13 protein-coding genes are annotated in these 12,247 nt (G+C 67.5%); 5 read left to right on the forward strand and 8 right to left on the reverse strand.

Annotated elements, in window-relative coordinates; genetic code table 11:
• Positions 1-490: 490 nt before the first annotated feature.
• The 5 genes from PcP3B5_RS16440 to PcP3B5_RS16455 all read right to left on the reverse strand — a co-directional run bounded on the left by PcP3B5_RS16440 (position 491) and on the right by PcP3B5_RS16455 (position 3,836).
• Entirely contained in the window at positions 491-1,015 is a 525-nt protein-coding gene (locus tag PcP3B5_RS16440) for a thioredoxin family protein (protein WP_061561881.1), read from the reverse strand.
• A 64-nt stretch (positions 1,016-1,079) separates the two neighbouring features.
• Positions 1,080-1,478 carry a cupin domain-containing protein gene (locus PcP3B5_RS16445; protein WP_061561882.1) on the reverse strand — a complete coding sequence of 133 codons (399 nt, stop codon included), beginning with the start codon at positions 1,476-1,478 and terminating at the stop codon, positions 1,080-1,082.
• A 121-nt stretch (positions 1,479-1,599) separates the two neighbouring features.
• A complete protein-coding gene (gene ilvA / locus PcP3B5_RS16450; RefSeq protein ID WP_058491001.1) occupies positions 1,600-3,114 on the reverse strand; it encodes a threonine ammonia-lyase, biosynthetic in 1,515 nt (504 codons plus the stop codon).
• A gap of 11 nt (positions 3,115-3,125) precedes the next feature.
• On the reverse strand, positions 3,126-3,287 hold the full coding sequence (locus PcP3B5_RS31840; protein WP_160336934.1) for a hypothetical protein: 162 nt from the start codon (positions 3,285-3,287) through the stop codon (positions 3,126-3,128).
• A 186-nt stretch (positions 3,288-3,473) separates the two neighbouring features.
• Positions 3,474-3,836: a VOC family protein gene (locus PcP3B5_RS16455; RefSeq protein WP_061561883.1), complete on the reverse strand. Its 363-nt coding sequence runs from the start codon at positions 3,834-3,836 to the stop codon at positions 3,474-3,476.
• 190 nt (positions 3,837-4,026) lie between these two features.
• On the opposite strand from PcP3B5_RS16455, the gene PcP3B5_RS32020 reads away from it, so the two are divergent.
• Complete coding sequence (locus tag PcP3B5_RS32020; protein ID WP_162839903.1) at positions 4,027-4,191, forward strand: hypothetical protein; 165 nt, start codon at positions 4,027-4,029, stop codon at positions 4,189-4,191.
• An 11-nt stretch (positions 4,192-4,202) separates the two neighbouring features.
• Here the strand turns inward: PcP3B5_RS32020 and PcP3B5_RS16460 are convergent, their stop codons facing one another.
• The gene (locus PcP3B5_RS16460) at positions 4,203-5,087 is read right to left on the reverse strand and encodes a Dyp-type peroxidase (RefSeq protein WP_061561884.1); all 885 of its coding nucleotides are present in this window, start codon (positions 5,085-5,087) and stop codon (positions 4,203-4,205) included.
• A 459-nt stretch (positions 5,088-5,546) separates the two neighbouring features.
• Here PcP3B5_RS16460 and PcP3B5_RS16465 point away from each other — a divergent pair, with 459 nt between their 5' ends.
• The 3 genes from PcP3B5_RS16465 (at position 5,547) to PcP3B5_RS16475 (ending at position 9,548) form a co-directional block, all read left to right on the forward strand.
• Entirely contained in the window at positions 5,547-7,013 is a 1,467-nt protein-coding gene (locus PcP3B5_RS16465) for a high affinity choline transporter 1 (RefSeq protein WP_043314364.1), read from the forward strand.
• A 323-nt stretch (positions 7,014-7,336) separates the two neighbouring features.
• Positions 7,337-8,140, forward strand: coding sequence for a 2,5-didehydrogluconate reductase DkgB (dkgB, locus tag PcP3B5_RS16470; protein ID WP_061561885.1), 804 nt, complete (start codon positions 7,337-7,339; stop codon positions 8,138-8,140).
• 508 nt (positions 8,141-8,648) lie between these two features.
• Entirely contained in the window at positions 8,649-9,548 is a 900-nt protein-coding gene (locus PcP3B5_RS16475) for a LysR family transcriptional regulator (RefSeq protein ID WP_061561886.1), read from the forward strand.
• Here the strand turns inward: PcP3B5_RS16475 and rhtA are convergent, their stop codons facing one another.
• Complete coding sequence (gene rhtA, locus PcP3B5_RS16480) at positions 9,549-10,436, reverse strand: threonine/homoserine exporter RhtA (protein WP_061561887.1); 888 nt, start codon at positions 10,434-10,436, stop codon at positions 9,549-9,551.
• Positions 10,437-10,486: 50 nt separating this feature from the next.
• Here rhtA and PcP3B5_RS16485 point away from each other — a divergent pair, with 50 nt between their 5' ends.
• Positions 10,487-11,089 (forward strand): helix-turn-helix domain-containing protein, encoded by a 603-nt coding sequence (locus PcP3B5_RS16485; RefSeq protein WP_061561888.1) that lies wholly within the window; start codon positions 10,487-10,489, stop codon positions 11,087-11,089.
• Between the two features lie 327 nt (positions 11,090-11,416).
• Here PcP3B5_RS16485 and phnX read toward each other — a convergent pair whose 3' ends face one another.
• Positions 11,417-12,244 carry a phosphonoacetaldehyde hydrolase gene (gene phnX, locus PcP3B5_RS16490; RefSeq protein WP_009622432.1) on the reverse strand — a complete coding sequence of 276 codons (828 nt, stop codon included), beginning with the start codon at positions 12,242-12,244 and terminating at the stop codon, positions 11,417-11,419.
• Between the last annotated feature and the right edge of the window lie 3 nt (positions 12,245-12,247).

A 12,247-nucleotide genomic window follows, 5' to 3' on the forward strand; every position in this document is an offset into this window, starting at 1 on the left:
GCCGGCTAGCACTGAGATTGCCGGCTGAAACCAGGCCTTCTCTCGGCATGGACTAGCCCCCACCAGATCAAGCAGAACCACCGCAGTTACCGGCCAGGTTCGGTATGTGGCCTGAAGAGCGCCCTCTCCCTAACCCTCTCCCTGAAGGGAGAGGGGACCGTTGGGCAGGACTGGGTGTTCTGGAGTTAGCCGGCAACGCCGAAGGTTTCCGGCTGAAACCAGGCCCTCTCTCGGCACGGACTGGCCCCCACCAGATCAAGCAGAACCACCGCAGTTACCGGCCAGGTTCGGTATGTGGCCTGAAGAGCGCCCTCTCCCTAACCCTCTCCCTGAAGGGAGAGGGGACCGTTGGGCAGACGCTGGTGTTCTGGAGTCAGCCGGCTAGCACTGAGATTGCCGGCTGAAACCAGGCCCTCTCTCGGCACGGACTAGCCCCCTCTCCCTTCAGGGAGAGGGCTGGGGAGAGGGAGCGGCGTCAACCCAACACACCTCACCCACCAGCAAACACCCTCCCCTCCGCCCCCTCAAACACCGCCACCAGATCGAGCACCGTACTCTCCAGATAATCCCCCGCCCGATACGCCGGCTTCACCCCGTCCCACCCCGCCACCACCACCTGCGGCCGTTCGATGAAGCGCCCGACCACCTCGAACCCGGCATCCAGCACCGTCACCAGCGGAATGGCCACGCGCTCCAACCCCAGGCGCTGCTGCAGTTCATCCTCGGCACGCCCCTTGGAGATCACCGCCAGGTCGATGCGCGGCTGCTGGCGGCACAGCCAGTCCAGGGCGGTGATGTTGAGCTGGCAGTCCGGGCACCACATCTCGCCGGCCACCAGCAGGTGGTAGCGGCCTTGCACCGCGGCCAGGCGTTCACGGGTGGCGGTGCTGATCAGGCCCGGCCCCTCGAGCCTTTGCTGCACCGCGCGCACCGCGGCGATTTCCGCCGGCAGGCCGCGGGCGACGAAGGCGTCGAAGCCTTCGCCGATGGCGAAGAGTTCCTGGTAGCTGGCCATTGCGGGCTCCCTCGTTTGTCGGTCGATCGGGGCATCCCAGCAGAAATGGCCGGCGGCGGCAATCTCACTGCTTCAGCGGCGTCAGCACCGGGGCCTTTTCGTCCAGCAGCATCCACACCAGCAGCCTGGCCGGCTGCGTCGCGCTGGCGTTGCGCGAGACCAGGTGCGGCGTGTTGGCCGCCTCGTACCAGGACTGGCCGGCCTTGTAGGTCACCGGCGGCTGGCCCTGCAGTTGCGACACCACCGCGCCTTCCAGCACGTAGGCGAACACCGCGCCGGCGTGGACGTGGGGCGCCGAGGCCTCGCCAGGCTTGTAGCTGACCTCGATCAGCAGGCCCTTCTTGCCGGGGGCGTCGGGCAGCGCGTGTTCCTGCAGGGTGGCGATCTTCTCGTGCTCGGCCCCGTGGGCCAGTGCGGGCAGCGCCAGCGCCAGGCCGGCGAACAGCAGATTGCGAAGGGACATCGGACGGCTCCTCGGGCCAGGGGGCCCAGCGGGTTGAAGGGCGGTTGCCCCCAAGCTACGCCGGCCCCGGGGCGGGCCCAATAGCCAATCGCGGCGAAGTTCGCCAGTCCACTGCCCTGCCCTAGCCGATGAACAGCCGGTACGCCGGGTTCTCGCTCTCGTCCCAGTAGCGGTAGCCGATGGCGTCGAGCACCGCGCCCAGTTCGCCGCGCTCGTGCTCGGGCACCTGCAGGCCGGCCAGCACGCGGCCGTCGGCGGCGCCGTGGTTGCGGTAGTGGAACAGGCTGATGTTCCAGCGCCCGCCGAGACGTTCGAGGAAGTTGAACAGCGCCCCCGGCCGCTCGGGGAATTCGAAGCGGAACAGCCGCTCCTGCTCCACCTGCGGCGCGCGGCCGCCGACCATGTGGCGGATGTGCAGCTTGGCGGCCTCGTTGTCGGTCAGGTCCAGCACCGGGAAGCCCCGCTCGCGCAGTTGCTCCACCAGCGCCGGGCGCGGATCGTTCTGCGGGTGGGTCTGGATGCCGACGAAGATCTGCGCTTCCTCGCTGCGGTCGTAGCGGTAGTTGAACTCGGTGATCTGGCGCTTGCCCACCGCCTCGCAGAAGGCCTTGAAGCTGCCCGGGCGCTCGGGGATGGTCACCGCCAGGATGGCCTCGCGCTTCTCGCCCAGTTCGGCGCGCTCGGCGACGTGGCGCAGGCGGTCGAAGTTGATGTTGGCGCCCGAATCGATGGCCACCAGTGTCTGCCCCGCCGCGTCGTCGCGCTCGACGTACTTCTTGATGCCGGCCACCGCCAGGGCCCCGGCGGGCTCGGTGATGGAGCGGGTGTCGTCGTAGATGTCCTTGATCGCCGCGCAGATTTCGTCGCTGCTGACGGTGATCACCTCGTCCACGTGATGACGGCACACTTCGAAGTTGTGCGCGCCTATCTGCGCCACCGCCACGCCGTCGGCGAACAGCCCGACCTGGCTCAGCACCACGCGCTCGCCGGCGGCCAGGGCGGCCTGCAGGCAGTTGGAGTCGTCCGGCTCGACGCCGATGACCTTCACTTCCGGGCGCAGGTATTTCACGTAGGCGGCGATGCCGGCGACCAGGCTGCCGCCGCCCACCGGCACGAAGATGGCGTCCAGGCGCCCGGGGTGCTGGCGGAGGATTTCCATGGCCACGGTGCCTTGCCCTGCGATCACGTCCGGGTCGTCGTAGGGCGGCACGAAGGTGTAGCCGTGGGCCTCGGCCAGTTGCAGGGCGTGGGCCAGGGCCTCGGGGAAGGCGTCGCCGTGCAGCAGCACCTTGCCGCCGCGGGACAGCACGCCCTGCACCTTCAGCTCCGGCGTGGTGCGCGGCATGACGATGGTCGCGCTCACACCCAGTTCCTTCGCCGCCAGCGCCAGGCCCTGGGCGTGGTTGCCGGCGGAGGCGGCGATCACCCCGCGCGAGCGCTCCGCGGTGCTCAGTTGCGCCAGCTTGTTGTAGGCGCCGCGGATCTTGAAGGAGAACACCGGCTGCAGGTCCTCGCGCTTGAGCAGCACCTGGCAGCCCAGGCGCTCGGAGAGCTGGCGGGCCGCTTGCAGCGGGGTTTCGATGGCCACGTCGTAGACCGGCGCGGCGAGGATCTTGCGCACGTATTCCTTGAGCAGCGCGTCCTGGCTCATACGCGCGCCTCCCGGGTTCGGCCGCCGGCAGGCAGCTTGTCGAGCAGGTCGGTGCCGTAGGCGTCGTCGGTGTAGAAATCCATGAGGGGCTCGAACTGCCGGGCGTTGATCAGCCGATCCGCCTGTTCGATGGCCTGGGTGACGCGGTGGGGGCTCATTGGGCCTGTCTCCTGCTGGGCTTTTTCACGGTGCCCAGGAGACAGTCAGAAAAAACCCGCCTCCAGGGCGGGTTCGGTGGACGTCGGCTAACCCGCCAATTGCGTAATGGCGGTAATAATGATTCGGCCGAAGTTCAGGGTTGTGCGGGTCATGCCGGCCAACTTAGGCGAAGCCGGGGGCGGCCGTCAAGCGTCGGCGTCGAGGTGGACCAGGACGTTGACGATGTGCCCGGCCGGGTCGCGCAGGAAGAAGCGGCGAACGCCCCAGGGCTCGTCCCGCGGCTCGAAGAGGATTGCCGCGCCGGCCTCGCGGGCCCGCTGCAACACGGCCTCCAGGTCGTCCACCTCCACCGACAGCGCCGGCACCGGGGCGCCCCCGCCGCCCTCGCTGGCCAGGGAGAACTGCGCATGGGCGCGGCCCTCGCCGCCCAGGGTGAGAATCCAGCCGTGGTCCATCAGCAGGTCCAGCTCGAATACCTGCCGGTAGAAGGCCGCCAACGCCGCCGGATCGTCCACGGCCAGGTTGGCGACCAGGCGTCTGACAGCCATGGCCTACTCCATTTTTCAATTCGCCGGGGAACAGTAGCGATCTTCGACGGTCTTTCCAGGATAGGCCAGGAAATCGCCGGCAACAGCCCCATCGCCATGCAGGCAAACCGGCAGAAATCCCAGGCCTGGCCATACTGTCGATACCGCTCGATGCAGGGATCGCCCAACCGCGAACAGGGAGAAGTCCTTCGTGCAGAACTTCCTTCACCACTACCAAGCCGCCTACCGCAAGCTGCGCAACCTGCATTGCAGCGGCCTCACCGCCATGCACCGGGCCTTCCGCTATGCGGCCTTCGGCAGCACCGGGCGCTTCGTCAACGGCTATACGCAGATGCGCATCCACCTCAGCCGCTGAGAGCGCCCGCCTCAGCCGAGCAGCGCGCTCACATCGAGCAGGCCGTCGCGGCGCGGCGGGCACCAGTAGTAGCCGCCGGTCAGCGGGCGGCTGAAACGGTACAGGGCGTCGACGATGCCGTCGTCCAGGCCGCTCATGCGCCGCAGCTGCGCCTCGAAGGCGTCCAGGCTGCGGCCGAAGGCCAGGAACATCAGCCCGGCCTCGGCGCCTGCGGTCCAGGGCATCGAGCGGCGCACCACGAAGGCCTCGGGCTCGAAGCTCTCCTGGGCGGTGCGCTTGACGTGTGCGGACTCGGGCGCCTCGTCCAGTTCCTCGTTGTCGCTCTTGCGCCGGCCGATGATGTCGTCCTGCTCGGCCTGGGGCAGCGCGGCGAACGCCTGCAACTGGTGGCGCCACTGCTGGATGGCGGCGAAACTGCCGCCGTCCAGGCCGGCGCCGGCACCGGCGACGACCGCCGCATCCACGGCGTCTTCATCCTGCGGGTTCTCGGTGCCGTCTTCGTAGCCGGTCAGGTCCAGGCCGGCGCCGTGGCGGAAGGCCTCGACCTGCTCCACCAGCTGCAACGCCGGCGCCAGCTCGCGCTCCAGCGCATGGGTGCGCAGCAGCAAATCGCCACGGTCCTCGCCGCGCAGCCACACCCACAGGGCGTGCTGGGTGGACGGGTTGTCGACGCCGGCGCCGGATAGCGCCGGGAACTCGCGCAGCCCCTCGACCTGGCGGCCCAGCACGCGCACCAGCGATGCGCCGAAGCCGACCACCGCGCTCTCGCCGTCGGCCAGCTGCAGCAGGCGGTCGAGGGCGGCCGGCAGGTGTTCCGCGGCCTGCAGGTCGAAGAACAGGTGGCGGGCCTGGGCGGGAACCGGGGTGGCGAGAATGCCGGGCTGGTAGAGGCTCATGGGGCGTCCTTGGGCGAAAAGGCGCGATTCTACTGGCTGGCGGCGGCTCTGCGTCAATGCGCGGCGCCCGCTGCGGCGCTTCTGCCCATGCCGGGCAGGCCGGACGCAGCGGTCACGAAACGCCTTGCAGGTCAGCCCGGAGCCGCACATTCGTTGTTCTTATCGAACACCTACTGTCAAATATTTCTGACTACCGGCGCAGCTCAACCGCACTAAATCAAACAGTTGAACGAATCAAGCCTGCTCGCCTGTCATTTTTTTCATTCAATCGCTCTGTAATTGTTTGACATATTTTACGTCTTTGGCAGACTGCTCGCCCGTTGCGTTCCGGCCGGCAGTCCCTCCTGCCGACCGGGCCCGGCACCCGCCGGGGCCGCCAAGTCCAAAAACAAAAACCGCCAGTCTGCGCCTCCCCTACCCGCCAAGCGCACCTGGCCAGCCAATGGAAAGAACGAACAAATGCTGATCTGGTTTGTCGGGATCTACCTGCTGATTACGGTCATCGTCGGCTTCTACGCCGCGACCCGCGTGCACAACTCCTCGGACTACGCAGCGGCCGGCCGCAGCATGTCCTTCCCCCTGGTCGTGACCATGGTGTTCGCCACCTGGTTCGGCTCCGAGGCCGTTCTGGGCATTCCCGCCACCTTCCTCCAGGAAGGCTTCGCCGGGATCATCGAAGACCCCTTCGGTTCCTTCGGCTGCCTGATGCTGGTGGGCCTGGTCTTCGCCCGCCCGCTGTACCGCCTGAACCTGATGACCATCGGTGACTTCTTCCGCAAGCGCTTCGGCCAGCACGTGGAAATCTTCACCAGCCTGGTGATCATCGTCTCCTACATGGGTTGGGTGGCCGCCCAGCTGACCGCGCTCGGCGTGTGCTTCAGCGTGCTTTCCGACGGCGCCATAACCACCACCCAGGGCATGCTCATCGGCACCGTGATCGTGCTGCTGCACACCCTGTTCGGCGGCATGTGGTCGGTGGCCCTGACCGACTTCCTGCAGATGATCATCATCGTCTGCGGCCTGTGCTACCTGGTCTGGCTGATCGGCGACATGGCCGGCGGCCCGCAGGTGGTGATCAGCCACGCCGCGGCCGAAGGCAAGTTCCACTTCCTGCAGGGCACCTCGGCCAAGGACATAGTCGCCTTCCTCGGCGCGGCGGTGACCATGATGTTCGGCTCCATCCCGCAGCAGGACGTGTACGCCCGGGTGATGTCGGCCAAGACCGAGAAGATCGCCTCGCGCGCCACCATGACCGGCGCCGCCTGCTACCTGGTGTTCTGCATGCTGCCGATCTTCCTGACCTACGCCGCGTCGATGATCGACCCGCAGATGGTCAAGCACTGGCTGAACGAGGACGCCCAGCAGATCCTCCCGCACCTGATCATGGAGCGCACCCCGATGTTCGCCCAGATCATGTTCTTCGGCGCCCTGCTCTCGGCGATCATGTCCTCGGCCTCCGGCGCCCTGCTGGCCCCGTCGGTGACCCTCACCGAGAACATCCTCAAGCCCATGCTGCCGCACCTGAACGACCACCAGGCGCTGAAGCTGATGCGCGCCAGCGTGCTGGCCATGACCATCGCCACCTGCCTGTTCGCCTTCTACTCCAACGCCAGCATCTACGAGATGGTCGGCAACGCGTACAAGGTGACTCTGGTCGCCGCCGTGGTGCCGCTGTTCTTCGGCCTGTTCTGGAAGCGCGCCACCACCCAGGGCGCCCTGACCGCCATCGCCTGCGGGCTGATCGGCTGGATCTCGCTGGAGATGGGCCACCAGGAAGGCGACTTCTGGCCGCCGCAGCTGGTGGGCCTGATCTGTAGCGCCTTCGGCATGATCATCGGCTCCCTGGCCCCGCAGTTCAGCAAGAACCACGGCGACCACACCGAGACGCTGACCGAGCAGGCCGCAGCAGCTGCCGCTGGCAACTGAGCCTCGCGCTGAATGGAAAAGCCCCGCCTTGGCGGGGCTTTTCTTTTGCGCGCTCTTCGCAGGAGCAACTGTCTTGCGCCGAGATGCTCTTCGTAGGATGGGTTGAGCCTGCGATACCCATGCTGCCGTGGTGATGGGTATCGCTTCGCTCAACGCCATCCTACGACGGTACGCCTTCTGCTATGTGAGCGGAGCAATTGCCTGTGGAACCAACCATTCGTGACTTCACGGCAAATATCCTTTGCCGCTACCCGCGTTTTTCTCAGCAGTGCATCCCCGGATACTAAGCTCCAGTGCAACCCATTCCCCCACAGGAGCTTCCCATGAGCATTCCCGCCCTCGGCCTCGGCACCTTCCGCCTCAAGGACCAGGTGGTTATCGACTCGGTATCCACCGCCCTGGAGCTGGGCTACCGCGCCATCGACACCGCGCAGATCTACGGCAACGAGGCCGAGGTCGGCCAGGCCGTGGCGGCCAGCGGCGTGCCGCGCGGCGAGCTGTACCTGACCACCAAGATCTGGACCGAGAACCTCTCCCGCGACCGGCTGATCCCCAGCCTGGAAGAAAGCCTGGACAAGCTGAAGACCGACTACGTCGACCTCTGCCTGATCCATTGGCCCTCGCCGGGCGGCGCGGTGCCGGTCGCCGAATACATGGCGGCCCTGGCCGAGGCCAAGGCGCGTGGCCTGGCCCGCGAGATCGGCGTGTCCAACTTCACCCTGGCGCTGATGCAGCAGGCCATCGACGCGGTCGGCGCCGGCGAGATCGCCACCAACCAGGTGGAGCTGCACCCCTACCTGCAGAACCGCAAGGTCGCCGGGTTCGCCGAACGCCACGGCATCCGCATCACCTCCTACATGACGCTGGGCTACGGCAAGGTGCTGGGCGACGCGGTGATCGGCGGGATCGCCCAGCGCCACGGCGCAACCCCGGCGCAGGTGGTGCTGGCCTGGGCCATGCAGCTGGGCTACGCGGTGATCCCCTCCTCCACCAAGCGCGCCAACCTGGCGAGCAACCTCGCCGCCCGCGAACTGCGCCTGAGCGACGCGGACATGGCCGCCATCGCCGCCCTGGAGCGCAACGAGCGCATCACCAGCCCGGCCAGCCTGGCCCCGGCCTGGGACTGAAGCCAGCGGCTTGCGCTGCGGCCACGGCGCGGGTAAATGTCGTGGCCGCCACTTTCGCGGCGCCGAGGCGCTGGAAGCCACCGCCGCGGAACTGCGCCAGCACGCGCCGGGCATCGAGGCGCGCTGCGTGCCTTTGTCTGCTGTGCCCATGCCCGGGCAGAATCTGTTGCTGGATGGCGGGGCTTATCCGGGGACGTTTTGAGGGGCGGCTTTACTTGGAGCGAGCTTGCTCGCGAACAGAGTTCACCGGGAATGCAGGTGCTGGATTTGAGAGCGCCCTCTCCCTAACCCTCTCCCTGAAGGGAGAGGGGACCGTTCGGAGTGCGCTGATGTTTCCGCGTTAGCCGGTTTGTACCGAGTTGCCGGCTGAAACCATCCCTTCTCTCGGCACGGACAAGCCCCCTCTCCCATCAGGGAGAGGGCTGGGGAGAGGGAACGGAGTCAACCCCATGCCCCCCCACCGGCAAACACCATTCGCGAGCTAGAAGCAGCCACCGACAGGCCCCCGATGAAAGTCCAATCCGACGAACTCCGCACCTTCACCACCGTCATCGACAGCGGCTCCATCACCGCCGCCGCCGAGCAGCTGGGCCTCACCGCCTCGGCCGTCAGCCGCACCCTGGCGCGCCTGGAGGACAAGCTCGGCACCACCCTGCTCAACCGCACCACGCGGCGCATGAAGCTCACCGAGGAAGGCCAGTTCTTCCTCGACAGCGCGCGGCACATCCTGGCGCAGATGGACGAGCTGGAAGAACGCCTGGCGCTGCGCCAACAACGGCCGGCCGGGCGCCTGCGGATCAACGCCGCCTCGCCCTTCATGCTGCATGCCGTGGTGCCGCACATCGACGCCTTCCGCGCGCAGTACCCGGACATCGAGCTGCAACTGAACACCAACGACCTGAACATCGACCTGCTGGAACAGAGCACCGACGTCGCCATCCGCATCGGCACCCTCAGCGATTCGACGCTGCATGCCCGGCCCCTGGGCAGCAGCCGGCTGAACCTGCTGGCCAGCCCGGCCTACCTGGAAAAGCACGGCGCGCCGCAGAGCGTGGAGGACCTGGCGCAGCACAGCCTGCTCGGCTTCACCCAGCCGGAAAGCCTGAACGTCTGGCCACTGCCCCATGCCGGCGGGGAAAGCCTGGTGATCACCCCCGACCTTTCCGCCTCCAGCGGTGAGACGCTGCGCCAGCTGGCCCTGGCCGGCCAGGGCATCGTCTGCCTGGCGGGTTTCATGACCTGCCACGACATCGCCGCCGGGCGCCTGGTCAAGGTGCTGCCGGAACTGGTGCGCGAGACGCGCCAGCCGATCAACGCGGTGTACTACCGCAACTCGCAGCTGGCCCTGCGCATCCAGTGCTTCCTGGACTTCATCCAGGAGCGGCTGGCGACCACCCTCGGCGGCTGATCAGTCCGCCGCCACCACGCTCGCGGCGGGCTGCTTCGGCTGGCTGGTCAGGGTGGTGCCCACCGAGGCGAGCATGATCGCGGCGATGGCCAGCCACTGCAGCACGGTCAGCTGCTCGCCGAGGAACACCAGGCCGGACAGCGCGGCGAAAGCCGGCTCGATGCTCATCAGGGTGCCGAAGGTGCGCGCCGGCAGGCGTGTCAGGGCGATCATCTCCAGGGTGTAGGGCAAGGCGCTGGAGAGCACCGCCACGCCCAGCAGCGCCGGGATCAGTTGCAGGTCGAACAGCGCGGCGCCGGAATGCACCAGGCCCACGGGGAAGATGCATATTGCCGCGATGGTCACGCCCATGGCCGCCGTCTGGGTGCCGTGGTCGTTGCCGGCGCGCTGGCCGAACAGGATGTACATCGCCCAGCATACGCCCGCGCCCAGGGCCAGCGCGGCGCCCAGCGGGTCGACGCCATGCCCGAGTTCGCCGATGGGCAGCAGCAGCCAGAGGCCGCACACGGCGATGGCGATCCACAGGAAGTCGATGGGCTTGCGCGAGAAATACAGCGCCACCGCCAGCGGCCCGGTGAACTCCAGAGCCACGCCGACGCCCAGCGGAATCGTGCGCAGGGCCATGTAGAACATCAGGTTCATGCCGCCCAGGGTGATGCCGTAGGCCAGCAGCGGCCCCCAGGAGCCGCGCGCGATTGGCTTGCGCCAGGGGCGCAGCACGGCGAGCAGGATGATCGCCGCGAACAGCAGGCGCATGGCCGTCACGCCCTGGGCCCCGAGCACCGGGAACAGGCTCTTGGCCAGGGCCGCCCCGCCCTGGATCGAGGCCATGGAGACGAGCAGCACGGCGACCGGGAAGAACAGCGTGGCGAAACGGGAACGCGGCATGGAGGCAGACCGAAAAGGTTGAAATGCAGCCAGGGACCTGGCGTATGCTTATGCGCAACATAATGCGCAAAATCGGTCGAATGAGCAATATATTGCCCAACACCAACGAACGCCCCAGCGTGCTCGTCCACGTCGCCGACAACGTCAAGACTCTGCGCCGCGCCGCTGGCCTGAGCCAGGACGCCCTGGCCAAGGCCAGCGGCGTCAGCCGGCGCATGCTGGTCGGCATCGAAGGCGGCGACACCAACGTCAGCCTGGCCACCCTGGACCGCATCGCCGCGGCCCTCTCGGTGACCTTCGCCGACCTGGTGCGTGCCCCGCAGACCGGCGACCTCTCCCGCGTCGACGTGGTGGCCTGGGCCGGCCGCCAGGCAGAGAGCCGCGGCACCCTGCTGGCCAGCACTCCGGCCCGCGGCCAGGCCGAGCTGTGGCACTGGGCCCTGGCGCCGGGGGACAGCTACGAAGCAGAGCCCGATGCCGAGGGGTGGTATGACATGGTTTACGTCATCGAGGGGCACCTGACGCTGGAGATCGGCGACCAGCGTTGGGAGGTGGCCAGCGGGGGGTTCCATGTGTTCAAGAGCAACCAGCGGTTTTCCTATCGGAACCTGGGGGATGGGTTGCTGCGTTTTGTGCGCAATGTGGTGAATTGAGGGGGCTTTTCGTAGGAGCGAGCTTGCTCGCGAACAGAGCTCGCTGGGGATTGTGGTGCTGGGTTTGAGAGCGCCCTCTCCCTAACCCTCTCCCTGAAGGGAGAGGGGACCGTTGGGCAGAAACGGGTATTACGGTGTCAGCCGGCAGCTCCAGGGCTTCCGGCTAAAACAATTGTCGACACTGGCATGGACTAGCCCCCTCTCCCTTCAGGGAGAGGGCTGGGGAGAGGGTTACGGAGCCAACCCAATACGCCACAACCGCCGGTGAGCACCACCCAGCAACGGAAAAGACCCGCCGAAGCGGGCCTTTCTCTCATGCCGCAAGCCTCAGAAACTCTGCGGCATCTCCCCCCGCGCCAGGCGGGCGTTGATGTCGGCCACCACCGCCGGCAGCTCCGCAATGGTGTCGATCAGGTAATGCGGGCGCGAACCCTCGAACATCTGCCCGATGCGCCGGCGCTCCTGTTCCAGCTTGTCCTGCGGCAGCGCCTTGTACTGCTCGTAGGTCAGGCCCAGGGCGTTGCCCGAGCAGGTCAGCGCCACGGTCCACATGCCGGCGCGGCGGCCTTCGAGGATGCCCGGCCAGGTGTCGTCGACCTTCACGCAGGCGGCCACGTCGTCGATGCCCAGGGCGATCACGTTGGCCAGGGCCTGGGCCGGGTGCGGGCGGCCGTTGGGCACTTCGTCGGTGGCCACCACGTGGTCGGCGACGTAGCCATTGCTGGCGGCCAGCTTGACCACCTTTTCCATCACCACCGCCGGGTAGCCGGAGCAGGAGCCGATCTTCAGGCCCTGTTCGCGCAGTTGGGCGATGGCGTCGAGGGCGCCGGGGATCAGCGCGGAGTGCTCGGCGATCTTCTCGATCTGCAGCGGCATGAAGCGCTCGTAGATGGCGGTGACGTCATCGTCCGTCGGCGTGCGGCCGAACTTGGCCTGGTAGCGCTCGGCGATGGCCGGGATGTCGCACAGGGTGCGGATGTGGTCCCACTTGCCCATGCCCATGGGGCCGCGGGCTTCTTCCAGGCTGACCTGCACGCCGAACTCGGCGAAGGCCTCGACGAAGATCTGCGTCGGCGCGAAGGAGCCGAAGTCGACCACGGTGCCGGCCCAGTCCAGTACCACGGCTTGCAGTTGCTTGGGTTGTTCGTAGTTCATCGT

It is taken from the genome of Pseudomonas citronellolis (genome assembly GCF_001586155.1).
Lineage (GTDB): Bacteria > Pseudomonadota > Gammaproteobacteria > Pseudomonadales > Pseudomonadaceae > Pseudomonas > Pseudomonas citronellolis.

What these genes read in the sequence shown, in the direction of transcription:
- PcP3B5_RS16475 (WP_061561886.1), top strand. Translation starts at nt 8,649, where the DNA reads ATGAAAGTCCAATCCGACGAACTCCGCACCTTCACCACCGTCATCGAC.
- PcP3B5_RS16455 (WP_061561883.1), bottom strand. Translation starts at nt 3,836, where the DNA reads ATGGCTGTCAGACGCCTGGTCGCCAACCTGGCCGTGGACGATCCGGCG.
- PcP3B5_RS16440 (WP_061561881.1), bottom strand. Translation starts at nt 1,015, where the DNA reads ATGGCCAGCTACCAGGAACTCTTCGCCATCGGCGAAGGCTTCGACGCC.
- PcP3B5_RS16485 (WP_061561888.1), top strand. Translation starts at nt 10,487, where the DNA reads ATGCGCAACATAATGCGCAAAATCGGTCGAATGAGCAATATATTGCCC.
- rhtA (WP_061561887.1), bottom strand. Translation starts at nt 10,436, where the DNA reads ATGCCGCGTTCCCGTTTCGCCACGCTGTTCTTCCCGGTCGCCGTGCTG.
- PcP3B5_RS16445 (WP_061561882.1), bottom strand. Translation starts at nt 1,478, where the DNA reads ATGTCCCTTCGCAATCTGCTGTTCGCCGGCCTGGCGCTGGCGCTGCCC.
- phnX (WP_009622432.1), bottom strand. Translation starts at nt 12,244, where the DNA reads ATGAACTACGAACAACCCAAGCAACTGCAAGCCGTGGTACTGGACTGG.
- PcP3B5_RS16460 (WP_061561884.1), bottom strand. Translation starts at nt 5,087, where the DNA reads ATGAGCCTCTACCAGCCCGGCATTCTCGCCACCCCGGTTCCCGCCCAG.
- PcP3B5_RS16465 (WP_043314364.1), top strand. Translation starts at nt 5,547, where the DNA reads ATGCTGATCTGGTTTGTCGGGATCTACCTGCTGATTACGGTCATCGTC.
- dkgB (WP_061561885.1), top strand. Translation starts at nt 7,337, where the DNA reads ATGAGCATTCCCGCCCTCGGCCTCGGCACCTTCCGCCTCAAGGACCAG.
- PcP3B5_RS31840 (WP_160336934.1), bottom strand. Translation starts at nt 3,287, where the DNA reads ATGAGCCCCCACCGCGTCACCCAGGCCATCGAACAGGCGGATCGGCTG.